At 48.4% G+C, this 23,951-nt stretch carries 25 protein-coding genes; all 25 read right to left on the bottom strand.

The annotated features are described in order from the left end of the window. Positions 1 to 52 precede the first annotated feature (52 nt). Positions 53 to 2,131, bottom strand: coding sequence for a type I DNA topoisomerase (topA, locus tag K6T23_RS09980; protein ID WP_056537210.1), 2,079 nt, complete (start codon positions 2,129 to 2,131; stop codon positions 53 to 55). A 249-nt stretch (positions 2,132 to 2,380) separates the two neighbouring features. Further along, the gene (gene dprA / locus K6T23_RS09975) at positions 2,381 to 3,190 is read right to left on the bottom strand and encodes a DNA-processing protein DprA (RefSeq protein ID WP_187443096.1); all 810 of its coding nucleotides are present in this window, start codon (positions 3,188 to 3,190) and stop codon (positions 2,381 to 2,383) included. Between the two features lie 125 nt (positions 3,191 to 3,315). Next, complete coding sequence (gene sucD, locus K6T23_RS09970; RefSeq protein WP_053427309.1) at positions 3,316 to 4,218, bottom strand: succinate--CoA ligase subunit alpha; 903 nt, start codon at positions 4,216 to 4,218, stop codon at positions 3,316 to 3,318. Between the two features lie 16 nt (positions 4,219 to 4,234). Then, on the bottom strand, positions 4,235 to 5,395 hold the full coding sequence (sucC, locus tag K6T23_RS09965) for an ADP-forming succinate--CoA ligase subunit beta (RefSeq protein ID WP_056537217.1): 1,161 nt from the start codon (positions 5,393 to 5,395) through the stop codon (positions 4,235 to 4,237). A 183-nt stretch (positions 5,396 to 5,578) separates the two neighbouring features. Continuing rightward, the gene (locus K6T23_RS09960; protein WP_056537220.1) at positions 5,579 to 5,860 is read right to left on the bottom strand and encodes an EscU/YscU/HrcU family type III secretion system export apparatus switch protein; all 282 of its coding nucleotides are present in this window, start codon (positions 5,858 to 5,860) and stop codon (positions 5,579 to 5,581) included. Next, positions 5,857 to 7,518, bottom strand: coding sequence for a hypothetical protein (locus K6T23_RS09955; RefSeq protein ID WP_238284250.1), 1,662 nt, complete (start codon positions 7,516 to 7,518; stop codon positions 5,857 to 5,859). The genes K6T23_RS09960 and K6T23_RS09955 overlap by 4 nt, the downstream gene beginning before the upstream one ends. A gap of 14 nt (positions 7,519 to 7,532) precedes the next feature. Beyond that, positions 7,533 to 8,306, bottom strand: a complete 774-nt coding sequence (locus K6T23_RS09950) for a ribonuclease HII (protein WP_238284249.1) — start codon at positions 8,304 to 8,306, stop codon at positions 7,533 to 7,535. 85 nt (positions 8,307 to 8,391) lie between these two features. Beyond that, complete coding sequence (gene ylqF, locus K6T23_RS09945) at positions 8,392 to 9,252, bottom strand: ribosome biogenesis GTPase YlqF (protein WP_159641275.1); 861 nt, start codon at positions 9,250 to 9,252, stop codon at positions 8,392 to 8,394. A gap of 25 nt (positions 9,253 to 9,277) precedes the next feature. After that, complete coding sequence (gene lepB / locus K6T23_RS09940; RefSeq protein WP_238284248.1) at positions 9,278 to 9,817, bottom strand: signal peptidase I; 540 nt, start codon at positions 9,815 to 9,817, stop codon at positions 9,278 to 9,280. Between the two features lie 204 nt (positions 9,818 to 10,021). Then, positions 10,022 to 10,366: a 50S ribosomal protein L19 gene (rplS, locus tag K6T23_RS09935; protein WP_048004072.1), complete on the bottom strand. Its 345-nt coding sequence runs from the start codon at positions 10,364 to 10,366 to the stop codon at positions 10,022 to 10,024. A 131-nt stretch (positions 10,367 to 10,497) separates the two neighbouring features. Next, entirely contained in the window at positions 10,498 to 11,226 is a 729-nt protein-coding gene (gene trmD / locus K6T23_RS09930) for a tRNA (guanosine(37)-N1)-methyltransferase TrmD (RefSeq protein ID WP_079516720.1), read from the bottom strand. Beyond that, complete coding sequence (gene rimM, locus K6T23_RS09925; RefSeq protein ID WP_056537234.1) at positions 11,226 to 11,741, bottom strand: ribosome maturation factor RimM; 516 nt, start codon at positions 11,739 to 11,741, stop codon at positions 11,226 to 11,228. The genes trmD and rimM overlap by 1 nt, the downstream gene beginning before the upstream one ends. 19 nt (positions 11,742 to 11,760) lie before the next feature. Further along, positions 11,761 to 12,144 carry a YlqD family protein gene (locus K6T23_RS09920; RefSeq protein ID WP_079515937.1) on the bottom strand — a complete coding sequence of 128 codons (384 nt, stop codon included), beginning with the start codon at positions 12,142 to 12,144 and terminating at the stop codon, positions 11,761 to 11,763. 144 nt (positions 12,145 to 12,288) lie between these two features. Next, positions 12,289 to 12,522: a KH domain-containing protein gene (locus tag K6T23_RS09915; RefSeq protein ID WP_056538584.1), complete on the bottom strand. Its 234-nt coding sequence runs from the start codon at positions 12,520 to 12,522 to the stop codon at positions 12,289 to 12,291. 12 nt (positions 12,523 to 12,534) lie between these two features. Beyond that, positions 12,535 to 12,807, bottom strand: a complete 273-nt coding sequence (rpsP, locus tag K6T23_RS09910) for a 30S ribosomal protein S16 (RefSeq protein ID WP_048004076.1) — start codon at positions 12,805 to 12,807, stop codon at positions 12,535 to 12,537. A 118-nt stretch (positions 12,808 to 12,925) separates the two neighbouring features. Beyond that, complete coding sequence (ffh, locus tag K6T23_RS09905) at positions 12,926 to 14,269, bottom strand: signal recognition particle protein (protein WP_238284247.1); 1,344 nt, start codon at positions 14,267 to 14,269, stop codon at positions 12,926 to 12,928. A 12-nt stretch (positions 14,270 to 14,281) separates the two neighbouring features. Next, positions 14,282 to 14,614 carry a putative DNA-binding protein gene (locus K6T23_RS09900; RefSeq protein ID WP_048004078.1) on the bottom strand — a complete coding sequence of 111 codons (333 nt, stop codon included), beginning with the start codon at positions 14,612 to 14,614 and terminating at the stop codon, positions 14,282 to 14,284. A 138-nt stretch (positions 14,615 to 14,752) separates the two neighbouring features. Further along, positions 14,753 to 15,742: a signal recognition particle-docking protein FtsY gene (gene ftsY, locus K6T23_RS09895; protein WP_053427321.1), complete on the bottom strand. Its 990-nt coding sequence runs from the start codon at positions 15,740 to 15,742 to the stop codon at positions 14,753 to 14,755. 57 nt (positions 15,743 to 15,799) lie between these two features. Further along, the gene (smc, locus tag K6T23_RS09890) at positions 15,800 to 19,366 is read right to left on the bottom strand and encodes a chromosome segregation protein SMC (protein ID WP_238284246.1); all 3,567 of its coding nucleotides are present in this window, start codon (positions 19,364 to 19,366) and stop codon (positions 15,800 to 15,802) included. A gap of 11 nt (positions 19,367 to 19,377) precedes the next feature. Continuing rightward, a complete protein-coding gene (gene rnc, locus K6T23_RS09885) occupies positions 19,378 to 20,121 on the bottom strand; it encodes a ribonuclease III (RefSeq protein WP_053427323.1) in 744 nt (247 codons plus the stop codon). A 203-nt stretch (positions 20,122 to 20,324) separates the two neighbouring features. After that, positions 20,325 to 20,558: an acyl carrier protein gene (gene acpP / locus K6T23_RS09880; RefSeq protein ID WP_048004082.1), complete on the bottom strand. Its 234-nt coding sequence runs from the start codon at positions 20,556 to 20,558 to the stop codon at positions 20,325 to 20,327. 75 nt (positions 20,559 to 20,633) lie between these two features. Next, positions 20,634 to 21,377 (bottom strand): 3-oxoacyl-[acyl-carrier-protein] reductase, encoded by a 744-nt coding sequence (gene fabG / locus K6T23_RS09875; protein WP_238284245.1) that lies wholly within the window; start codon positions 21,375 to 21,377, stop codon positions 20,634 to 20,636. Further along, on the bottom strand, positions 21,374 to 22,321 hold the full coding sequence (gene fabD / locus K6T23_RS09870) for an ACP S-malonyltransferase (protein ID WP_238284244.1): 948 nt from the start codon (positions 22,319 to 22,321) through the stop codon (positions 21,374 to 21,376). The genes fabG and fabD overlap by 4 nt, the downstream gene beginning before the upstream one ends. Next, complete coding sequence (gene plsX / locus K6T23_RS09865) at positions 22,314 to 23,312, bottom strand: phosphate acyltransferase PlsX (protein WP_238284243.1); 999 nt, start codon at positions 23,310 to 23,312, stop codon at positions 22,314 to 22,316. Before plsX ends, fabD begins: the two co-directional genes overlap by 8 nt. An 8-nt stretch (positions 23,313 to 23,320) precedes the next feature. Further along, positions 23,321 to 23,896: a transcription factor FapR gene (gene fapR / locus K6T23_RS09860; RefSeq protein ID WP_048004086.1), complete on the bottom strand. Its 576-nt coding sequence runs from the start codon at positions 23,894 to 23,896 to the stop codon at positions 23,321 to 23,323. Positions 23,897 to 23,951: the final 55 nt, after the last annotated feature.

Genomic DNA, 23,951 nt, shown 5'->3' with positions numbered 1-23,951 from the left:
TTTATTCTATGCTTTTAGAATGCATTCTTCAATAGGAAGAATGACCCTCTGATCACTTTTGTTCTTCTTCCTTGTAATCACAGTTGACACATTGGATCTGATTTCCTTTTTTAAGCTTCTTCTCCACGAGCATTTCGGAACATTTCGGACATTTCCGCTCAATCGGCTTATCCCAGGAAAGGAAGTCACACTCAGGATATTGGTCACATCCGTAGAAGATTCGCTTCTTCTTGCTCTTCCTCTCGATGATATTCCCTTTTTCACACTTTGGACATTTCACGCCGATTTCCTTGACGATCGGCTTTGTGTTCCGACAGTCAGGGAAATTGCTGCACGCCATGAACTTCCCGTAGCGTCCCATTTTGAATACCATCGGGTGACCGCACTCTTCGCAGTCTTCCCCGGCCGGTTCATCCCGGATTTCGACTTTTTCCATTTCATTCTCGGCGATTTCAAGATGCTTCTCGAAATCTTTATAGAAGTGCTCAATGATTTTTTCCCATTTTTCATTGCCTTCTTCTATATTATCCAGGCTTTTCTCCATATTGGCGGTAAATTCAACATCGATGATATCCGGGAAGAATTCCCGCACGAGTTCAAGGACGATCTCACCAAGTTCGGTAGGGATGAATCGCTTGTTATCAAGGGAAACATATCCCCTTCTCTGAATGGTGTCCAAGGTCGGGGCATATGTGGAAGGACGACCGATCCCCAACTCTTCAAGGGTCTTGACGAGCCTTGCCTCTGTGTATCTTGGAGGTGGCTGGGTGAAATGCTGATTCGGGTCGATGGCTTCCGAAGTCACTTTATCTCCTTCTTTAAGAGCGGGAAGGATATTATCTTTCTCTTCCTTCTGGTCATCCGATCCTTCTACGTAAACCTTCATGAATCCTGGGAACTTCACCTTGGAACCCGTCGCCCTGAAGAATACTCCACCATTGACGAGGTCTACACTCATTGTATCCATGACGGCAGGTGCCATCTCGCTTGATATGAACCGCTCCCAGATCAGCTTGTAAAGGCGATGCTGATCCCGTGAGAGGAATTCCTTCACCGATGAAGGGTCCCTCAGGGTGCTGGTCGGACGGATTGCTTCATGGGCATCTTGGGCTTTCTGCTGCTTTTTATCCTTACGAGGGCTGGTTTTGAGGAACTCTTCCCCGTATTTCCCCGTGATGTACTCACCGGCCTCTTTTTGAGCGACTTCGGAGATCCTGGTCGAATCGGTTCTCATATAGGTGATGAAACCGACGGTTCCTTCTTTGCCGCCCATCTCGATTCCTTCATAGAGTTGCTGTGCGAGCATCATGGTTTTCTTTGCCCTGAAGTTGAGTTTACGAGCTGCTTCCTGTTGGAGGGAAGAAGTAGTGAACGGAGGAGCGGGATTACGCTTTCGTTCCTTCTTTGTCACCTTATCAACAGAGAACGACTTCCCTTTCATCTGTGAAAGGACGTCTTTCACTTCATCTTCATTCTTCAGTTCCACTTTCTTACCATCGATTCCGTAGAATGCTGCCGAGAAGATGTCTTTCCCTTTTTTGAACTGAGCATCGATGGACCAGTATTCTTCAGGAGTAAACTCTTTGATCTCATTTTCCCTGTCGATGATCAATCGGACCGCAACCGACTGTACCCGTCCTGCACTCAGCCCCTTCTTCACTTTTTTCCATAGGAGCGGGCTGATATTGTACCCGACGAGTCGGTCGAGGATTCTCCTTGCTTGCTGTGCATCGACCAGGTCCATATTGATGGCTCTCGGGTGCTTGAATGATTCCTTGATGGCATCCTTCGTGATTTCATTGAATACTACCCGGCAATCTGATGCGACATCAAGGTCCAGACTATGGGCGAGGTGCCAGGCTATGGCTTCCCCTTCCCTGTCGGGGTCAGCCGCGAGATAGATTTTCTTCACTTTTTTTGCGGCTGTTTTCAGTTCTTTCAACACGGGGCCTTTCCCGCGGATTGTAATATATTTCGGTTCGAATTCATTTTCAACGTCGACACCCATCTGGGACTTCGGCAAATCCCTGATATGCCCCATGGATGCACGTACTTTATATTTTTTTCCTAAGTAACGCTCAATTGTTTTTGCCTTCGCTGGCGATTCTACGATTACCAAATAATCTGCCATTCATGGGCCTCCTTAAAGAGGAAAATGATCCTTTTTCAATCTTAATTCCCTTAATCTCCCTCCATCATACAATTGAGGGAAACGTTTTCAGCAATTGTTGCAAAGCTGGAATAGGGATCCGATTTCTTCATTATGTCTCTCTTCTATTGTTTTTGATACCTGATGCAAAATGTATAACAGTTTCATCATAAATGCAACCATTTTGTACAAAAACCTGTTAAATCATCGCACCGAAAGGTCCGGTCTTCATCACATTCGAGCCAATTCTACAAGAATATCTTCAGCTGAAACCACCATTTTGGCACCCTCCTGGATGAGGCTGTTCGTCCCTTCGGACATGGGTGCGAATAGGGGCCCGGGGATGCAGAATACATCTCTCCCCTCATTCAGTGCATAGTCTGCCGTACTATAGGTACCACTCTTCCGCTGTGCCTCCGTCACCAATACGGCATGGCTCAAGCCGCTGATGATCCGATTTCGTAGTGGGAACTGCCATTTTTCAGGTCTTGTATGGGGAGGGAATTCACTGATCATGAGATGGTGATCCATCATGTGATTCGCTAGGGGCACATTTTCTTTCGGATAAATATTATCGAACCCCCCGGCAATGACTCCGATGGTTTTTCCACCGCTTCGGATTGATGTTTCATGAGCAATCGTATCGGCACCCCGGGCAAGCCCGGATATGATCGTCACGCGGTGTTGAGTAAGGGATGGAATGAGATGGGAGAGGACTTTCCCAGTGTAGGGTGTGCATTTTCTAGCCCCGATGATAGCTAGTTTCATAGGAGCGTGCATGAGCTCGGTATCCCCCTTACAGAATAGGAGCAGGGGCGGATCATAGACCTCCTTGAGCAGATCAGGATACCCTTCATCGGCAATTGTGAACCACTTTATCCCTTTATCTGCATAGTGCAGCTTGAGTTTGGTAAAAGGGATGGAATGAAATTCTTTATGGAGTTTAGATGCTTTTTCAATGGAGATGGAGAGTATCAGTTGGAGTGCGGAAATGTGGGGGAGGACTGATGTGGGGGCTTGCAGTGATGAAATAAGCTTCAATTTTCGTGAGGTGCCGATCTCTCGGCAATGAGACAAGCGGAATATTGCTTCACGTATTTCCAGTGAAAGGACCTCCTTTAATAGGTATGGTAAAAAGGGCTGAGTCCATCAGCCCTTTCCCTTGATTAATGAGTTTTACATTTATCGTAGATGCCTTTGTCCTTCAGTACGGATATGAGGGTTTCACCCATCTCGGAAGGAGTCGGCGACACTTCGATCCCGCACTCATTCATGACGCGGATCTTTTCGTCAGCTGTCCCTTTACCACCTGAAATGATTGCCCCTGCATGTCCCATACGCTTTCCTGGAGGTGCAGTGCGTCCACCGATGAATCCGACGACCGGTTTGGTCATATTCGCCTTGACCCACTCAGCCGCTTCTTCTTCTGCCGTTCCACCAATCTCACCGATCATGATGACAGCATACGTTTCTTCGTCTTCATTGAAGGCTTTCAACACATCGATGAAGTCCGTTCCATTGACGGGGTCTCCTCCGATACCGACTGCCGTCGTCTGACCGATTCCGGCCTGTGACAGCTGATGAACCGCCTCATACGTCAATGTACCGGAGCGGGATACCACACCGACGTGACCTTTTGTATGAATATATCCAGGCATGATACCGATTTTACATTCATCCGGAGTGATGACACCAGGACAGTTAGGGCCGACAAGACGGGTCTTCTTGCCTTCCATATAACGTTTCACCTTCACCATATCAAGTACCGGGATATGCTCTGTGATACAGATGGCAAGATCCAGTTCAGCATCGACCGCTTCGAGGATCGCGTCCGCCGCGAACGGGGCAGGAACATAAATGACAGAAGCATTGGCATTGGTTGCCTTTTTCGCTTCTTCGACTGTATTGAATACAGGCACGCCTTCGACTTCTGTTCCGCCTTTACCAGGAGTCACACCAGCTACGATCTGAGTACCGTACTCAAGCATTTGCTTCGTGTGGAAAAGCGCTGTTGAACCGGTAATTCCCTGTACGATGACTTTTGTATCTTTATTAATAAATACGCTCATTTTTCTCCCGCCTTTCTCAGCCTACTTGCTCAACGATTTTTTGTGCGCCGTCAGCCATTGATTCGGCTGCAATGATATTCAAGCCTGATTGATTCAGGATTTCTTTACCGAGGTCTACGTTCGTACCTTCAAGACGTACAACAAGTGGAACGTCCAGGCCGATTTGTTTTGCCGCTTCCACGACACCAGTTGCAATGACGTCACACTTCATGATTCCTCCGAAGATATTGACGAAAATCCCTTTTACGTTCTCATCGGAAAGGATGATTTTGAAGGCTTCGGTTACTTTCTCTGCCGTTGCGCCGCCCCCAACATCAAGGAAGTTGGCGGGATCTCCACCATAATGCTTGACGATATCCATTGTGGCCATGGCAAGTCCAGCTCCATTGACCATGCAGCCGATATTTCCATCAAGGGAGATATAGCTTAAATCATATTTCGATGCTTCGATTTCTTTTGCGTCTTCTTCTTCCAAGTCACGAAGTGCAAGGACGTCTTTTTGACGATATAGAGCATTGGAATCGAAGTTGAATTTTGCATCTAGCGCCATCACATTGCCGTCACCCGTAACAACCAGAGGGTTGATTTCTACAATGGAAGCGTCTTTTTCAAGGTACACCTGATAAAGCCCGAGCATGAACTTGGCTGCTTTACCGACCAATTCCTTCGGGATATTGATGTTGAATGCAATGCGTCTTGCCTGGAAACCAGTAAGACCCACTACCGGATCGATGTACTCTTTGAAGATTTTTTCAGGTGTTTGTTCCGCTACTTCCTCGATCTCTGTACCGCCTTCTTCAGATGCCATGAGCACGACTTGAGAAGTTGCACGATCAAGAACAAGACCGACATAATATTCTTTTTTGATGTCGCAGCCTTCTTCGATAAGTAAGCGCTTTACTTCCTTCCCTTCAGGACCTGTTTGGTGTGTCACCAATGTTTTTCCTAGAAGTTCATCGGCATATGTACGAACATCATCCAAGCTTTTCGCTATTTTGACTCCGCCCGCTTTTCCGCGGCCGCCTGCATGGATCTGAGCTTTTACTACATACACACTTGATTCGAGTGTCTTTGCAGCTTCAACCGCTTCATCGGCAGTGAAGGCCACTTTACCGTTTGGCACGGATACCCCGTTATTTCTGAGGATTTCTTTACCTTGATATTCATGGATATTCATTTTCCATCCTCCTATCGAACTCTTCAAAAAATAGACTGCGCTTTCATTGTATAAAATGATAGATTAGATGTCTACCATTATACTAAAAATATTATATTAATTTAAAAATTCCAACATTTTAAGCCAGGCAGAGGCGCCTGTCGAGGAAGTGTCCTTCAAGAATATATTATACTTGAAAACCAATTACTTCTCTTCGTGGAATGATTTATCCACGCGATAAATGAAGGCGAACACCTCGGCAACCGCCCCGTAAAGCTCCTCAGGTATCGACTCATTGATATCAAGCTGTCCCAAGAGACCTACCAGCGTTTCATCCTCCTGAACAGGGATGTCATGCTCTACAGCCCTCCTGAGGATCTCTTCGGCAATCAGGCCATTCCCCTTGGCCATGACACGGGGAGACCCGTCGATAGTACGGTCATATCCAAGCGCTACTGCCGCTTTACGCTTTTGTTCCCTGCTCATATGCGGATATCCACTCCTTTGTGCACGCCTGGGTGCTGATCGGTCACGCTTGCAGGTCCCGGACGCGAATCCGGGACTTTGAAGAGTATGGAGGAGAATGTATAACCGTTCTCTTCAATGCCCTTTTTAAGGGCAGGCAGGAATTCGCGGGCAAGATCCTTTATATTCGGATGCTCATTCCATACGACGATTTGCAGGACCCCCTGCTGAATCTGCAGGTCGACGATGGTCTCGTCCAAATGACCGAGATGAAGGTAGAACATCACTCTGCATTGGCTGCTGTCGATCTGGCCATAATTGGTTTTCTTCCCGCTCCACTGGATGGTCACATCGGTCTGGCCCCCTGCGTGATAGAGGGGGATCTGATGGACAATGGTGAGAAAACCGGACTGATCCTGTGACATGAGGGCAGGGTGATTCATTTTCAGGACAATTTCATCGGCACTTTCCCTAATGGCAGCCACCGGATGCCCTTGACTGAGCTGAATCAGCTGCCGCTTGGCTGAATCCACGAAGGGATCTGTTTCATAATTCAACCCGAGGGATGAGACTGCCCTTTTAAGCAGCTGTGAAATGTCCCGGCCATGAATGGCATCTTTCAGTTCATCAAGCACGATGGTCCGGAGCTGTGAATGGAGCGAATCCTTGTTCGTCATGCTATCATGCCCTTCAAATTGTCCCGCAGCGGTTCTAACCACTATAGGTGAATGCACAGATGAGATGAGTTCCTTTTTTGCCGTGATGATGGCATCTATCACCCTGAGAGCAGTAACGTTCAGGTCCTCAGGCGAACGGGGGACTGACGGTTGCTTGGATACTTCACGATCTCCCGTAAGTCCGGCTCCCAGTTTGGCCAACCCTTCTTCAGCAGCTACCGCATCAGGGAAAGACTTCAGAATGGTTTTCAGCAGTTCTTCCTTCCATTGACCCATCCTGCTATGATTGTGCAGGACACCAAGCTCCCTTAAAAGGTCTAGGGCAGCCAGCCGCTGCGGGAAAGGCTGCGCATCGTCTGCCAATATCCACAATGCCCGGTCAGCAACCTTCCCCCCTACCAGGGTTTCAAGGGGTGCTTGAACGTTCTTCATGAGCTTCTCTGCCTCTGAAGTCGAGCCAACAGCAATCAGTTGATTCTTCAATTCTTCAATGCCGGTCAAAAGTGTTGGTTGTTTCCCACCAGCCTCTAGTGACCTATATACTCGATCTACAAATGGGAGATGCTGTCTCTCCATCTTCAGGATAATGTCGGGGTTCAGACGATCTCCGACTGACGCAGCAAATTCAATCATGGCCCTTGAGATCGGTACATTGAGCCGCAGGGCCTCTCCGATCAGCTCCTTGATTGGCCCTTCTCGTTTAAGTGAATAGTGCGAGAGGAGGGAATCCAAGGTGTGTCCTCCCCCTTCTTGGGAGCGGTCCGTAAGAACCGAGAGACCGATTCCATTTCCGGTCTGCTTCGTCTCCACCCAGTAGCTTTCCCCTGCTTTTAAGCCGGTCTGGACGCTGGCGATGAAACGATGTCCACCCGCGGAGACTTCTGCAGTCCCATCTCCAAGCAAGCGGTTGACACGGATGAGCAGGACCCGTCCTGGTGAAAAGCTCAAGGGTTTGGGTTCTTGACCCAGTATTTGTTCTCCCCTTCCTTGGATCCGTTCCATAGCATCAGCTCCCTTTACGTGATTCTATCTCTAACCGGTGCAAAACTGGCTCTATGTATGGGTGTCACTCCGTACTGATCCAACCCGCTCAAGTGATCCGCCGTTCCATACCCCGCATTTTTTTCAAAACCATAGCCAGGATAGGTGACGGCATACTCCTTCATCAGACGGTCTCTTGTCACCTTCGCGATGATGGAAGCAGCCGCAATCGAGATGCTGGTGGCATCTCCCTTGATGATGGACCTGCTCGGGTATGGTGTCGTAAGCGGCATGGCATCGATCAATAGATGATCGGGCTGTACCGAAAGTTCACCGATCGCTGCACTCATCGCTTTTTTTGTCGCTTCATATATATTGATATCATCGATTACTTCCGGTCCGATGATACTGATACCGGTCGCGATCGACTGCTCCATGATCGTGTCGAAGAATGCTTCGCGTTTCCGCTCATGCACCTTTTTGCTGTCCGTGAGTCCCGGGAGGTGGAAATCGTGAGGAAGGATGACAGCAGCGGCCACTACGGGCCCAGCAAGTGGTCCCCTGCCGACTTCGTCTATTCCGGCAATATGATCATACCCAGCGTTCCATAATTCGTTTTCATGGATGGACATGCGCGTAAACTCGGCAATCTCCTTCGCCTTTTTCTCACGGGAGGTTTCCGCACTTCTGACCAACTGACGGACACCCTTGCGCGGGTCGAGCTTCAGTTGGTCCCATAGGGGATCATCTTCTGCCAGTTGTTTAAGTGTTTCTTTTATCTCGGACACTGTCATATCAATTCGTTCCATCGGTTGTACCTCTCTTCTCTTTATCGGTTGGATCTCGGCAAATTAAAGAGGCTGCAGCAGGGTCATCCCTTTTGCAGCCTGTTTATCAATCTTCGACCTTGACTTCCACACGGTCTAACGTAATGGGACCCAGTTGAACGTTCCGGATGTCCCTGACGATCACTTCGGCCGTCTTATCATAGTTGATTTCTCCTCCGGCCATGAGGCATCCCCTTCTGGCACCGATATGATTGAAACATTCCACCACATCTTCATGGATTTCTTTGATCCCGTAACGAGACTCCAATCGGTCGGGATAGGTTGCTTCCAGGAACCTGAGGGCATAGACCGCTATATCCTGCAGATTGAGGATCGTATCTTTGATGGCTCCTGTGAGGGCCAGCTTGTAGCCTACTTCCTGATCTTCGAACTTCGGCCACAGGATACCCGGCGTATCGAGGAGCTCCAGTTCCTTGCCGACTTTTATCCACTGTTGGGCTTTGGTCACTCCCGGTGTATTTCCGGTTTTGGCTATGTTCTTCTTGACGAGACGGTTGATGAGGGTCGACTTCCCTACATTGGGGATGCCGACGATCATCGCCCTGATGGCCCTCGGGCGCATGCCTCTTGACTTCATGCGGTCGAATTTCGCCTTCAGGATCTCTTTTGCACCACTGACGATCGCTTGCAGCCCTTTTCCAGCCTGGGCATTGACTGCCAGGGCCATGATCCCTTGCTCTTCGAAATAGTGGATCCACTGCTTCGTTTTAGCCGGATCCGCCATGTCGGCTTTGTTTAATAGGACAAGCCTCGGCTTTTCACCGATGATCTCCTCGATCATGGGATTTCGGGATGACAGGGGGATGCGCGCGTCCACCAGTTCAATGACGATATCTACGAGTTTCAGCTTTTCCGTTACCTGTCTTCTTGCTTTTGCCATATGGCCTGGAAACCATTGAATGGTCATATGACCACCTCCAAACGTTCTTTGCTTATTTCACCATGCCCATGTCTTTGATCGGCCATACTACCACGCTTGTAATGCCGACCACCTCTTCAAGGGGCACTGTGCCGATATGCCGGCTGTCTTTACTGTATCTGCGGTTATCACCCATCACGAAAATCTCTCCATCGGGAACCGTCTCTTGATCGATGATCTCGTCTAATGTGAAATCATCCGTCAGGAGCCCTTCTTGGAGCGCAGCTTTACTATCTTTTAAATAAGGTTCCTCATATGCTTTCCCATTTATATATAGGGTATCATCTTTGTATTCGATTTTATCACCTGGCAAGCCGATCACGCGCTTGATATAGTCTTTACGCTCCGGTGCATGGAACACCACAATGTCGAATCGATCGGGCGTGCCGAACTTGCTGACGATCATACGATCTCCATTATGGAGTGTAGGAGTCATTGAAAGGCCGTCCACTACGATGGGCGCGAACAGGAAATACCTAATTACGATGACCAGTATCAACGCTATTCCCAAGGCTTTTGCCCATTCCCGCCACTCACTATTCTCCTTCTCCACATTCCCACCGCCTTATGTATGGATACCATCTTTTGTTCATTCTACTAGAAAACCACCCTGTTCTCATCAAAAAAGAGAGGTTTAGTTCGAAATACACAGAAAGCCGGCAACAGGAACATGCTCACCGGTCCATTTGAACGTCAGTAAGACCAAAAAAACCCTAAAGAAAAGGAGCTTGTCTCCAAGCTCCTTCTTCTTCGTTCATTATCGAATTTCTTTAATCCGAGCCTTTTTACCACGTAGGTTACGCAAGTAGTAAAGTTTCGCACGACGGACTTTACCGCGACGAATGACTTCTAGTTTAGCGATTTTTGGTGTGTGTACAGGGAATGTACGTTCAACACCTACACCGTAAGAAATTTTACGAACTGTGAATGTTTCGCTGATACCGCCACCGCGGCGTTTGATTACGACACCTTCATAAACCTGGACACGTTCACGAGTACCCTCCACGATGTTAACGTGTACGCGTACTGTATCACCAGGACGGAAAGATGGTAGATCAGAGCGAAGTTGTTCTTTCGTAATATCTTCGATTAATTTGTGCATCTTATTCAACTCCTTCCAACAGATGCTCATACAAAAGCGATGTATTGCAGCGGAACATCGGGATCAGTGGTCAAGCTTTCGCTCAAGCCACAAAGAATATAATAGCATAAACCAATGGGCGTTGCAATAGGTCACTTCGACTTTTTCAACTCTTCCACCAAGGCTGCCTGCTTTTCAGTCAGAGGATAGTTTTCAAGTAGATCCGGACGCCTCTCAAGGGTCCTTCGGAAGCTTTCCTTCTCCCGCCATTCTTCAATCAGCTTATGATTGCCGGATAACAGCGGCTGCGGGACTTCCATCCCCCTGAAGTCAGAGGGTCTCGTATAATGCGGATGCTCGAGTAGACCCGAAGAGAAGGAATCAAGGACAGGTGAATCTTCATTCCCGAGTACCCCCGGGATCAGCCTCACCACAGAATCGATGACCACCATGGCCCCCAATTCGCCCCCGGTCAGGACATAATCGCCGATGGATATCTCATCCGTCACCACATGCTCCCTGATGCGTTCATCGTACCCTTCATAGTGGCCGCAGATGAAGATGAGATGCTCTTCCTTTGCAAGCTCCTCGGCCTTAGCCTGGGTATATCGCTCACCCTGAGGGCACATGAGGATCACACGAGGTTTAGCATCCCCCTTCAGGGAATCAACGGCATCGAAGACAGGCTGCGGCTTGAGGACCATTCCTGCTCCACCACCGTATGGATAATCATCTACCTGCTTATGCTTGTTGTCCGAGAATTCCCGGAAATTGACGACCTGATAGTTCACAGCTTCCTTTTCAGCTGCTTTCTTCAGAATTGATTCTCCGAATACCCCTTCGAACATGGCAGGGAAAAGGGACAATACATCGATCTTCATCATGACAGAAGCCCTTCCATCGGTTCAATGATGATCTCCTTTTGAGCAATATCGACCTTTTTTACGATATCCTCGATATAAGGGATGAGATGCTCTTTCCCCCGGGGGGCTTTGACCACCCAAACATCGTTTGCACCCGGGCTGAGGATTTCCTTTACGACACCGAGCTCTTCGCCAGACGTCGTCCTGACCACACAGCCAATGATTTCATGGAAATAGAACTCTCCTTCATCAAGGTCTTGAAGCTGACTTTCATCGACTTTCAAGATCCCTTGCTTGAACCCTTCCACTTCATTGATATCGCTGTAGCCTTCAAACATCAACAAGTCGAAATTCTTGTGTTTACGGTAAGAAGCGATCGTCAGTGATTTCGGTTCCTTTCCTTCGATGAAGAGGGTCAGTTCATTTCCCTTTTGGTACCGCTCTTCAGGAAAATCGGTCATGGAGAGGACTTTAAGCTCCCCTTTTATCCCGTGAGTATTTACAATCTTGCCGACATTGAACCATTTTTCCATATCCATTCACCTCTTGCATTCAGCGTATTTCTTTGATAATCCCATCTTCAATGATGATCGTCCTTTGAATCTCGTCATTCCAATTGTCACCCACCTGCACCCTCGATATACCCTGAACTTCCTTCTCTTTCAGTTCACTCCCGAGGGGCAGGAGGTCCAGCTGATCGAGCTGGAATTCAAGCAGCTTGATCTTCTCGGCTCGCTCATCCAACTCTTTATCGAAATGCTGCCTGAGCTTTTCTGACGGATACTTCTTTGCCCGTTCGATCTTTTTCATCTCGAACCTCAGCTGATCGCATTCTTTCGCTAGTTGCGCTGCCTGTTCTTGATAGCGCGTCACAAGACGCCCCTTGCTTGTTTCAGTCAGGATTTGTTTAACCGTCACCTTATGTATGATATCCAATCGGCCACTCCTCCTCATTGATTCCGCCGCATCACCAAGAACATCGGCGAATGATAAAAAAAGGACTGACAAAGTAGGGGCAAGCTTTCACTCCTTCGCTGGTCAGTCCTTTGTTCCCGGAAGCGGGACCCGATCATGACCGGGTCATTCCACAATCTCCAGGAAGATTTTCTTCTGTTGTGAAGATCCTGCTGCAGCGTATACCACAGTTCGAATCGATTTTGCTACGCGCCCTTGCTTGCCGATGACTTTACCCATATCCTCCGGATGTACCGAAAGTTTGTATGTCATTCCATTAGGTCCTTCCTCCGTCTCGATCGAGACAGCGTCAGGATGGTCGACCAGGGGTTTCACAATCGTCAGAATAAGATCTTTCATCAAATCAGTCGATTACTTGCTGTTTTTGGCATTGTGGAATTTTTCCATGATGCCTTGTTTTGAGAATAGGTTACGGACTGTGTCAGATGGTTTCGCACCATTTGAAAGCCATTTAAGAGCCAATTCTTCGTCGATTTTAACTTCAGCTGGTTGAACAACCGGGTTGTATGTTCCAACTGTTTCGATTTGACGACCGTCACGTGGTGAACGAGAGTCTGCAACTACGATACGATAGAAAGGAGATTTTTTTGCTCCCATACGTTTTAATCTGATTTTAACTGCCATTATTAAAGCACCTCCGAATAGTTTCACACAAGATAGTATGATATCAAAAACCTAATTTGTTTGTAAAGGGTTTTTTCTTAACAGTTCTTTTTTTCTTCAAAAAAAGTGCTAAGATCGGTTACATGAACGGGAATTTCATTCCCTTTTTCTTGCCTTTACCCTGCATACCGCTCATTTGTTTCATCATTTTTTTCATGTCTTCAAATTGCTTCAGCAAGCGATTGACCTCCTGGATGGATGTCCCGCTTCCTTTCGCAATCCGTTTGCGCCTGCTCGCATTGATGACTTCAGGATTGGTTTTTTCTTTCTTGCTCATGGACTGGATGATTGCTTCCACATGGACGATCTGTTTGTCATCCACCTGAAGCTTATCGAGCCCTTTCATCTTGTTGGCGCCGGGCATCATCTTCAGGAGTTCATCCAATGGCCCCATCTGCTTCACCTGTCCGAGCTGCTCGAGGAAGTCATCGAACGTAAAGGACATGGTACGTATCTTTTGCTCCAGTTCCTTCGCCTTCTCTTCATCGACGTTGGCTTGTGCCTTCTCGATCAGGGATAGGACGTCACCCATCCCGAGGATCCTTGACGCCATGCGCTCAGGATGGAACGCCTCGAGGGCATCCATCTTTTCACCCATACCGACGAATTTGATCGGCTTTTCCGTGACGGAACGAATCGAAAGGGCTGCTCCACCACGGGTATCACCATCCAGCTTCGTCAGGACCACCCCGCTGATGCCAAGGGCTTCATTGAAGCTTTCAGCTACGTTGACGGCATCCTGACCGGTCATGGCATCGACAACGAGGAAGATTTCATCCGGGTTTGACAGCTCTTTGATATCCTTGAGCTCCCCCATGAGGTTTTCATCGATGTGAAGACGGCCGGCCGTATCGATCAGCACATAATCATGGTGTTCTTCTTTCGCCTTTTCGATTGCCTGCTTGGCAATTTCGACGGGGCTGACCTGATCTCCCAGTGAGAATACCGGCAGGTCAAGCTGTTTACCGACGGTTTCAAGCTGCTTGATGGCAGCGGGACGGTAAATATCAGCCGCGACAAGAAGAGGTTTTCGATTGTGTTTCTTACGAAGCAGGTTCGCAAGCTTCCCGGTGGTCGTCGTCTTACCGGCACCCTGTAGTCCCACCATCATGATGACGGTCGGAGGGCGTTTGGAGACAGCAATCTGACTCTGTTCGCCGCCCATCAGTTCGGTCAGTTCTTCCTTGACCACCTTGATGACCTGCTGGCCGGGTGTAAGACTCTTCATGACTTCCTGCCCGACAGCCCGTTCGCTTACTTTTTTGACAAATTGCTTGACCACTTTAAAGTTAACGTCTGCTTCCAAAAGGGCGAGACGGACCTCACGCATCATTTCTTTAACATCCGCTTCGGAGATCTTCCCCTTACCGCGGATTTTCTGTATTGTGCCTTGCAGTCGGTCGGCTAATCCTTCAAATGCCATTCATGCCGCCTCCTAATCCAAAATTTCAAGGTCGTCAATCAGTTTTAAACAGTCCGCAGAATCGATATCCGACTCTTCAAGGCTTTTTCTCAACCGATTCAGGATGAGATTCCGCTCTTGGAACTTGTTGAATAATAAAAGTTTCTCTTCATACTCTTCCAGCATGGCCTCAGTACGCTTGATATTATCATAGACCGCCTGACGGCTTACGCTGTACTCTTCTGCAATCTCTCCAAGGGAGAAATCATCGAGGTAGTAAAGGGACATGTAACTCCGTTGCTTGGGAGTCAGTAGTGACTGGTAGAAATCGTAGAGATAGTTCATCCTGGTCGTTTTCTCCAGCATGGTCATCCCTCCTTGTTAAGTGAAAAACCTTTACATATGAAGAATACAGATTTCAAGCGACTTTGTCAAGGTTGCCCCATGAAAAACTTTCACTTTTAGAGATAAAAAGTCCGGTCGATTCATCGACCGGACTTTCCCTTATTCTTCGTTATTGTCTACTTCATTTGAAAACAAGCCGTACACATATTTTTCGGCATCGAATGGCTGCAGATCGTCCATCTGTTCTCCGAGACCGACAAATTTCACGGGAATATCAAGTTCGTTGCGGATCGCAAGGACGATCCCGCCTTTGGCTGTCCCATCGAGCTTCGTAAGGACGATTCCCGACACATCCGTGGCTTCTTTGAACGTTTTCGCCTGCACCATGGCATTTTGACCCGTCGTCGCATCCAATACTAGCAGGACCTCATGCGGGGCTCCCGGAACTTCACGCTCGATGACGCGCTTGACTTTCTCGAGTTCCTTCATCAGATTGACCTTATTCTGCAGTCGACCTGCCGTATCGCAGATGAGGATGTCGGCCTTCTTCGCCTTGGCCGATTGTACGGCATCATACATGACCGCTGCGGGATCACTTCCCGCCCCCTGTTTGATGACAGGCACACCGACCCGCTCACCCCACACTTCAAGCTGTTCGATGGCACCGGCCCTGAACGTATCTCCTGCTGCAAGGATGACATTCTTCCCTTCACTCTTGAGCATATGGGCCATCTTGCCGATCGTCGTCGTTTTCCCCACGCCGTTTACCCCGACGAAAAGAAGGACGGTCAGTTCACCCTCCTGGATATTCAGCTCACTCGATACCTCGGCATCCCCCTGATAGATATCAACCAGTTTCTCAGAAATGACGGACTGGACTTCAACAGGATCGGAGATATTCCTCCTCTTGACTTCGAGCTTCAGTTCATCGATGAGCTCCATGACCGTATCAAACCCGACGTCCGCACCGATGAGGATTTCTTCGAGTTCTTCAAAGAACTCCTCATCGATCTTACGGTATCTTGCGACCAGGTCATTCACCTTTGTAGTGAAGTTGCTCCGGGTTTTGCTCAGCCCGTCTTTAAACTTCCCCGTCACACTGTCGCTTGATTGTGTGAATTTGTCTTTCAGCTTTTTGAAGAAACTCACAATCCATCTACCCCATTCTTTGAATATTCATACTTTCCGGCCTGTTTGCCGCGGCCTTTATGCTTCCAATAGCTCTTGTGTTTCCTGAAGCCTTACTGATACAAGTTTTGAAACACCTGACTCTTGCATGGTCACACCATATAGCACATGTGCTTCCTCCATTGTCCCTTTGCGGTGGGTGATGACGATGAACTGGGTGTCATCACTGAACTTGCGCAGGTACTGGCTGAATCGCTGCACATTGGCTTCATCGAGGGCAGCCTCCACTTCATCGAGGATGCAGAATGGCACCGGTCTTACCTTCAGTATGGAGAACAGCAGGGCAATGGCCGTGAGCGCACGTTCTCCACCCGACATCAATCCGAGGTTCTGAAGTTTTTTACCGGGCGGTTGGGCTACGATATCCACCCCGGTCCGAAGAAGGTCTTTCGGATCGGTCAGTTTCAGCTCTGCCCGGCCACCGCCGAACAACTCCCTGAATACCTGCCCGAATTGGGCTTGGATCGACGCAAATGTTTCCCCGAACCGCTTCACCATCTCTTCATCCATTTCATGGATTACCTGATAGAGGGTATCCTTGGCCTCGGTGAGATCATTTTTTTGATCAAGGAGGAATTCATATCGTTCCTTCACCCTGTCATACTCATCAATCGCCCCGAGGTTGACGGTTCCCAATTCTTCCAGGGCAAGCTTGATCAGTTTCACTTTTTTCCTCGCTTCATCGATATCGACGGTCAGAGGGTAATGCTCCTTGGCTGCTTCGAACGATAGCATATACTCTGTACGTAAATGCTCCAAGCGATTCTCAAGCTCTACATCGAGACGGTTGATCTTGACTTCCTCATCCTTCAAGGCATTCAAGAGACCTTTATGCCTTCGTTTCAGCTCTGACAATTCCTCATCTTCCTGTTCTGCCTGTTGCTGCAAACGGGATCGTTCATCCCTTCTTGCCGTGATAAGCTCAGACGTTTCCCGTTTTTGTGTGGCACATTCTTTTGCCTTGACGGTCAAATCCTCTTCTCCAGAGAAATTGTCTTTCATCTGACTCTGAAGCCACTCGAGGTCATCCAGGAGGGCAGACAGTCGTTTCTCAGACTCAACAACGGCTGAGTCCACCCTTCCAAGACGGTCCGCAACACTAAGAAGCTGCTGATTCTTACCTGCGAGATGGGCTTTCAGGTCGCTTATGGCATTTGTCAGGACGTCCTTCGATGAACGGTCGCTGTTTTTTTGCAGCGTCAATTCTTCAATTTTCCCATCCAGTGCTGCAATGTCTGCGCCGATTTGTGCCAGTAGTGACTCGAGTTCTTCTTTCCGTGCGTGATGTCGCTCCTTCATGGAACTGAAATCACGCTTTTCCATGTCGTATAGAGACAATCTTTCATCGAGGTTTTTCGTGCTCAGTTCGTTCTCCCGGAGCCTGGATTGAAGATCCTGTTCTTGAAGCCGCAATTTCTCTCCTTTGACCCGGAGCTCTTCAAGCTTTTTCGACCTGTACGCCGTCTCTTCTTTCAAATCCTTGACGGATTGCTGAAGTGTACGGGTCTGCTCTTCCATATTCTCGAGCTTCACCTTCATGTCTTCCAGCTCGGTTTTCCGTGATAGAAGCGAGTTTTTCTTTTGCTTGACCATACCGCCCGTCATGGATCCCCCCGGGTTGACGACATCCCCATCAAGGGTCACCAGCCGGTAACGATATTGGATGAGCTTTGCGATTTCATTGGCACCCTTGAGGTCCTCTGTGATAATGACATGACCTAGTAAATTGGAGACGATCCTTTCGAAGCGTCCATCGTACTGAACGAGATCACTTCCGATCCCAACGAAGGAAGGGTGGCCCTTCAGCATGGAGAGCTGTGCCCCCTGAAGGGTTTTCCCTTTGATGATATTCATCGGCAGGAAAGTAGCCCTTCCATATTGATTCTGCTTGAGATATGCGATGGCTTTGCGACCGTCCTGCTCGGTTCCGACAACGATATGCTGCATGGACGCGCTTAGGGCGGTTTCCATGGCAGCCTCATATTTCTTCGGTACTGAAATAAGCTCTGCAACGGCTCCTTCGATTCCATCCAGAATCCCGTCCCTTGCCTTCAAGACTTCTTTGACCCCTTGGAAGAAACCACTGTAATCGTCTTCCATCTCCTCAAGCATTTCCTTTCGGGACTTGGCCTGTTGCAGGTATTGATAGGCTTGATAGAGCGTTTTTTCCTGTTTCTCATACTTCAGTTGGGCAGATTCTAGATTCCGTTTCTCATCCCGGTACGCTTGGATATGCTGATCCATGTCGATTTGATGGCTTTCGCGTTCTGCTTTCAGCTTTTCATGATCGCGATATAGCTCTTCACGCTGAGTGATGTATTTTTCGTTTTCGGCTTCAAGACGGCCGCTTCGTCCCGATTGCTGGGTGAGCTGCTGCTCGATATATTGAATCTCGTTTTTGGCGGATGCCTGTTGATTCAATTTTTCAATATAATCACTTTTGTGGGATTCAATTACGTCCTCGATATTTTCACTGAAGAGGGAGAGCTGATTCTGCTTCTCCTTTAGAGCTATCCTTGATTCGTCGACTTCCAGCTGAAGCCCGGCCCTTTCCTCTTCAAGACGCTCTTTCTCTTGTTTCATTTCCCGGATCTGGTCTTCAAGCTCCACGATGGACTGTTTGAGCTGTGTTTCATTCGTGGAAGAGTTCTTTTTCCTCTCAACGAGGACCTGCTTCCTGCCTTCAAGCTTTTCGAGCTCCTCACTTGTGGACAGAAGCACCTCCTGAAGTCCGGTGATCGATTCATCCAGGGCGGAAATTTTATCCCTTGCTCCTGAAAGGTCCGCTTCCTTGCCGTGAATCACAGCCGACAGATTGCCTTCTTCACGTCCGTGCCTTTCAAATTCTTCGCTCAGGGATTCCCACTGCTTATGTAGATCTTCAATATCATAGACTGTCAAGGACACCTCGAATGTCTCGAGCTCTTCCTTCTTCTCCAAATAATCCTTCGCCATGGAGGCCTGGATTTTAAGGGGTTCAACCTGCCCTTCAAGTTCGTGGAGGATATCGTTGACACGATTGAGGTTTTCTTGGGTTTCAAACAGCTTATTCTCGGCTTTTTTCTTCCTGGTTTTGTACTTCAGGACACCAGCCGCCTCCTCAAAGATCGTCCGGCGCTCTTCAGGCTTACTGTTCAGGATCTCCTCGACCTTCCCCTGACTGATGATGGAGAACGCTTCCTTCCCGAGTCCGGAATCCATGAAGAGTTCAATGATATCTTTCAGTCTGCAGGGCTGCCTGTTCAATAGGTATTCACTGTCCCCTGATCGGTATACCCGTCTTGTGACACTCACTTCACTGTAATCGATCGGAAGGGTCCCATCTTCATTGTCAAGCACCAGGGTGACTTCTGCTATATTGAGAGCCTTCCTAGAATCACTGCCTCCAAAGATGACATCTTCCATCTTCGAGCCCCTGAGGCTTTTGGCCGACTGCTCGCCAAGAACCCACCTGACTGCATCGATGATATTGCTTTTGCCGCTTCCGTTGGGCCCGACTACCGCCGTCACCCCAGGTACGAATTCCACAGAAATCTTTTCTGCGAATGATTTAAACCCCATCACTTCTAGTTGTTTGAGGAACATCTTCTTTCCCCCTATTTCACATCAAGCTTTTGTTTTAACTTTTCGAGCGCCTTCTGGGCGGCTTTCTGTTCTGCTTCTTTCTTCGATCGACCTTTGCCGACCCCGAGCTCCTCGCCGTTCAAGCATACTCGTGAAATGAACTCACGGTTATGGGCAGGACCGCTCTCATCGAGGATGCTGTACATGATCGTACCCGCGCTTCCTCTCTGTACAAGTTCCTGCAGTTGACTTTTGTAATCCATCACATGAGAAAAAGCACCGGCATTGATCTTCGGATAAACCACCTTTTCAAGAATCGAGACAACCGTTTCGAGTCCCTGATCGAGGTATAGAGCCCCGATGAAGGCTTCGAATACATCTGCGAGGAGAGCGGGACGCTCCCTTCCACCGGTCATTTCTTCCCCTTTTCCGAGAAGGATCAATTCCCCAAAATTCATTTCCCTGGAGAACTTCACCAGGGACGGTTCGCATACGATCGCCGCCCTGAGCTTTGTCAGTTCCCCTTCACTCATCATGGGATATTTTTTGAAAAGGAATTGTGATACGGTCAATTCCAGTACCGCATCCCCAAGGAACTCGAGGCGTTCGTTGTCTTCATAAGGCTTCCGGCGATGCTCATTCACATAAGATGAATGAGTGAACGCTTGCTTTAATAATTTTTCATCTGAGAAATGGATTTGGAGTTCATCCTGAAAGGCTTTGAACTTTCCATCATATTTGTTTGCTAATCCTTTATTTCTGCTTTGTTTGCGCATGAGGCACTCCACCTTGCTATAAATGTTCTCACTATATACTAATCAAGTTTATGCTAAAAAAAACATTTTCGCAAAAGTTAATTTTACGGGATTGCCGGACATAAAGAAACTTGGTAGAAAGTAGCTTCTACCAAGTCATTGTGTCTTGTACCAAAGATTTATGAAGTTCACATGAAAGCAAACCATCTTGGTCGACCCCAAAATTATGTGTTTGCTTTTATGTAGTTCACAGCATCACCGACTGTGCCGATTTTTTCAGCATCATCATCAGAGATTTCCATGTCAAACTCATCCTCAAGCTCCATAACAAGCTCAACTACGTCAAGGGAGTCAGCTCCAAGATCTTCTTTGAAAGAAGCTTCAAGGTTCACTTGTGATTCATCTACACCTAGACGATCAACGATGATCTTTGTTACGCGATCTAGTACTTCTGCCATTATTGTCACCTCCCCTCAAGGTATTATAGTGCATAACCTCCCCGATTGAAAAGGAGAATATCAATTTTTCCGCAATTACATCACCATTCCGCCGTCAATATGAAGGGTTTGACCCGTCATATAGGCAGCTGCATCGGATGCAACGAATGAAACGGTCTTGGCGATGTCTTTCGGTTCCCCGAATCTACTCAAAGGAATTTGGGAAAGCATTCCATCACGGACCTCTTCCGGCAGTTCATCTGTCATATCTGTAGAGATAAAGCCTGGAGCGATGGCATTTACAGTGATCCCACGAGGGGCAAGTTCACGTGCAGACGTTTTCGTAAGGCCGATCACACCGGATTTGGCGGCCACGTAGTTTGCCTGTCCGGCATTCCCGCTTACGCCCACGATGGATGAAATGTTGATGATCCGACCGCTGCGCTGCTTCATCATTTGACGGGTGACTGCCTTCGTGCAAAGAAAGACACCTTTGAGGTTGATGTTGATGACATCGTCCCATTCCTGTTCCTTCATGCGCATGAGGAGATTGTCACGCGTCACCCCTGCGTTATTCACAAGGATATCAATGCGCCCGAAGCGTGCAACCGTCTCTTTTACCATTGCCTGTACCGCTTCACTCTCTGATACATTGCATTGATAGGCTACAGCATCCCTGCCAAGGGCTTTGATCTCATCCACAACCACATGGGCCTTTGCTTCGCTTCCGGCATAGTTTACGACAACATTGCAGCCTTCACGTGCAAGCTCCATGGCAATCTCCCTGCCAATTCCCCGGGAAGCCCCGGTAACCAGTGCCACTTTACCTTCTAAGTTCATTGCGCTTCCTCCTTCAATGCTTCGATCGTCTGGATGCACGTTTCCTCATCCTGAACGGCATATGTCTTCACTCTTCTGTTCACTTTTTTGATAAGACCTGACAACACTTTACCTGGGCCCACTTCGATGAATGTATCCACACCGAGATCAAGCAATTTTTCGACTGTATCCTCCCAAAGGACAGGAGAGTACAATTGCTGAACGAGTAGGTCTTTGATTTCTTCACCCTTTGTCACTGGTTCGGCCGTCACATTGGCAATGACCGGAACACCCGCTTCATTGAATGTTTTACTGTCGAGCACGCCTTTGAAATCCTCTGCAGCGGGTTTCATCAGGCGGGAGTGGAAAGGACCGCTTACTTGAAGGGGGATCACACGTTTAGCTCCCGCTTCCTTGGCTTTTTCCGATGCGATTTCCACTCCTTTGACCGTACCGGAAATCACGATCTGTCCCGGACAGTTCATGTTGGCAAGATCTACGGCATGACCCTCAGCAGACACTGCTTCCGTTACCTCTTGAAGGGCTGTGCGCTCCATGCCTAGTACAGCAGCCATCGTGCCCTCTCCGCTCGGTACGGCTGCTTCCATGAGTTCCCCGCGTTTCCTGACGGTTACCACGGCGTCCTCGAATGAAATCGCACCTGAAGCCACAAGGGCAGAATATTCACCGAGACTATGTCCTGCAGTGAAATCAGGACGGATGCCTGCTGATGTCAGACGGTCCATGATGGCCATGCTCGTTGTGAGGAGGGCTGGTTGAGCGTTGAATGTGGCCGTCAATGTTTCCTGTGGTCCGTCGAAGATGACGGAAGACAGATCGATGCCAAGAGCCGCGTCAGCCTTAGAGAAATACTCCTTTGATTCTGGATGGGCATCGGCTAATTGCTGACCCATCCCTACTGTTTGTGAACCTTGCCCTGGAAAAACGAAGGCGATTTTACCCATGATCTTCTTCACTCCTTATTACAGCTTCTTTTATCGTTTGTGCGACCTGATGGCGCACCATTTCCCGCGCCTGTCTCATGGCATTATAGAATGCCGTTTCATTGGAGGAACCATGCGCTTTGATGACAGGGGCTTTCAGACCGAATAGTCCGGCTCCACCATACTCCGAGTAATCCAGCATATTTTTCAGGCCTTTTAGATCGTTTTTGATCATACCTGCCGCAATCTTGTTCTTCATTGATGATGTGAGCGTCTCTTTAAGCAGGGAGAAAACCGACAATGCCGTTCCTTCGATGGTCTTAAGGACCATGTTCCCTGTGAATCCATCTGTCACGACTACATCGGCGGGACCGTTCAAAAGATCACGGGACTCAATATTCCCGACGAAATTCACCGGTGTTTCCTTGATGAGCTGGAAGGCCTTCTTCGTGAGTTCATTCCCTTTTTTATCTTCGGTGCCGATATTCAGGAGACCCACCCTTGGACGGTCGATTCCCCTGACCTTCTCTGCATAGATGCTCCCCATAATGGCATATTGAACGAGATGTTCAGGCTTTGCATCGACGTTAGCCCCAAGGTCAAGCATAAGGAAGCCTTTTCCGTCCAGTGTCGGGAGTGTCGGTGCCAGCGCCGGCCTTTCTATGCCTTCGATCCTTCCGACGATAAATAGCCCTGCTGTCATGAGCGCTCCCGTATTACCTGCTGAAATGCATGCATCGGCTTCCCCGTCCTTGACGGCTTGGGCCATCAGCACCATGGAAGCATTCTTCTTTCTTTTAACGGCACGGACCGGTTCATCCGTCCCCTCGATCACTTCATCCGTATGTACGATCGTCAAGCGGTCACCTGGTGTGATCCACTCTTTGATTTGTGTTTCATTCCCATATAATAAGACTTCGATATCATCGAATTCGTCCAGGGCACGCTTCACCCCCAGGACGATTTCTTTGGGTGCATGATCTCCACCCATTGCATCAACGGCCAGTTTCATTCTTTCATTCACTCCTTCTCCGGTTTGGTGGAGTGATACATATCAAATTCACCCGTGAACACCAATTCCCCGCCAACGAAGCTATTCACTTCCACCATTGTACGGTCTTTTTGGTCATGGGCATGTACCACCTTCGCTTTCGCTACCACGCGGTCCCCCTGTTTGACGGAACGTGTGAACCTGATCGACGACTTGGCCGTCAGCGCCAGGTCATCATTGATCACGGCAACCGCCAATGAATTGGCCTGTGCGAACAAATGATGCCCACGGGCAATTCCGTTCCTTACAAAAACGTGTTCGGGCTTCACGTCAAATATGGAGATGGCACTGTCCCCCAGATCGATATCGATGATTTCACCGATGATTTCTTCGATTGGAAGTGCCTTTACTTCATCTTCAAAAGACTTCTCAGCTACATGTTTAATTCGTTCCCTGAGTTCAGGGATGGATAATTCCATGCGATCAAGGCGGATCGTCTGTACGCTGACTCCAAACCGCTCGGCCGATTCTTCATCGGTGATGAACGGATTTTCCTTGATTGTATTCACAAGTGCATTCTGCCGCTCTTTCTTAGAAAGTCTCATTATATACACCGTCCAGTATTAGTACTAGGTACTAATAGTAGTATATAGACAAAAA

Origin of the sequence: Rossellomorea marisflavi (assembly GCF_022170785.1) — a bacterium.
Taxonomy (GTDB): domain Bacteria; phylum Bacillota; class Bacilli; order Bacillales; family Bacillaceae_B; genus Rossellomorea; species Rossellomorea marisflavi_B.
The sequence above is the reverse complement of the archived record's forward strand: the minus strand, read 5'-3'. Positions and strand labels throughout refer to the sequence as shown.

Bases quoted from the DNA above. Each gene is read 5' to 3' on its own strand.
- sucD (WP_053427309.1), bottom strand. From the start codon at position 4,218: ATGAGCGTATTTATTAATAAAGATACAAAAGTCATCGTACAGGGAATT.
- rnc (WP_053427323.1), bottom strand. From the start codon at position 20,121: ATGCGCAAACAAAGCAGAAATAAAGGATTAGCAAACAAATATGATGGA.
- K6T23_RS09960 (WP_056537220.1), bottom strand. From the start codon at position 5,860: ATGAGCAGGGAACAAAAGCGTAAAGCGGCAGTAGCGCTTGGATATGAC.
- acpP (WP_048004082.1), bottom strand. From the start codon at position 20,558: ATGGCAGAAGTACTAGATCGCGTAACAAAGATCATCGTTGATCGTCTA.
- rplS (WP_048004072.1), bottom strand. From the start codon at position 10,366: ATGCACAAATTAATCGAAGATATTACGAAAGAACAACTTCGCTCTGAT.
- fapR (WP_048004086.1), bottom strand. From the start codon at position 23,896: ATGAGACTTTCTAAGAAAGAGCGGCAGAATGCACTTGTGAATACAATC.
- trmD (WP_079516720.1), bottom strand. From the start codon at position 11,226: ATGAAGATCGATGTATTGTCCCTTTTCCCTGCCATGTTCGAAGGGGTA.
- ylqF (WP_159641275.1), bottom strand. From the start codon at position 9,252: ATGACCATTCAATGGTTTCCAGGCCATATGGCAAAAGCAAGAAGACAG.
- fabG (WP_238284245.1), bottom strand. From the start codon at position 21,377: ATGAACTTAGAAGGTAAAGTGGCACTGGTTACCGGGGCTTCCCGGGGA.
- K6T23_RS09955 (WP_238284250.1), bottom strand. From the start codon at position 7,518: ATGGAACGGATCCAAGGAAGGGGAGAACAAATACTGGGTCAAGAACCC.
- rpsP (WP_048004076.1), bottom strand. From the start codon at position 12,807: ATGGCAGTTAAAATCAGATTAAAACGTATGGGAGCAAAAAAATCTCCT.
- ffh (WP_238284247.1), bottom strand. From the start codon at position 14,269: ATGGCATTTGAAGGATTAGCCGACCGACTGCAAGGCACAATACAGAAA.
- rimM (WP_056537234.1), bottom strand. From the start codon at position 11,741: ATGGAAAAATGGTTCAATGTCGGCAAGATTGTAAATACTCACGGGATA.
- topA (WP_056537210.1), bottom strand. From the start codon at position 2,131: ATGGCAGATTATTTGGTAATCGTAGAATCGCCAGCGAAGGCAAAAACA.
- K6T23_RS09915 (WP_056538584.1), bottom strand. From the start codon at position 12,522: ATGAAAGATCTTATTCTGACGATTGTGAAACCCCTGGTCGACCATCCT.
- K6T23_RS09950 (WP_238284249.1), bottom strand. From the start codon at position 8,306: ATGGAACGAATTGATATGACAGTGTCCGAGATAAAAGAAACACTTAAA.
- fabD (WP_238284244.1), bottom strand. From the start codon at position 22,321: ATGGGTAAAATCGCCTTCGTTTTTCCAGGGCAAGGTTCACAAACAGTA.
- sucC (WP_056537217.1), bottom strand. From the start codon at position 5,395: ATGAATATCCATGAATATCAAGGTAAAGAAATCCTCAGAAATAACGGG.
- plsX (WP_238284243.1), bottom strand. From the start codon at position 23,312: ATGAAACTGGCCGTTGATGCAATGGGTGGAGATCATGCACCCAAAGAA.
- K6T23_RS09900 (WP_048004078.1), bottom strand. From the start codon at position 14,614: ATGCTGGAGAAAACGACCAGGATGAACTATCTCTACGATTTCTACCAG.
- smc (WP_238284246.1), bottom strand. From the start codon at position 19,366: ATGTTCCTCAAACAACTAGAAGTGATGGGGTTTAAATCATTCGCAGAA.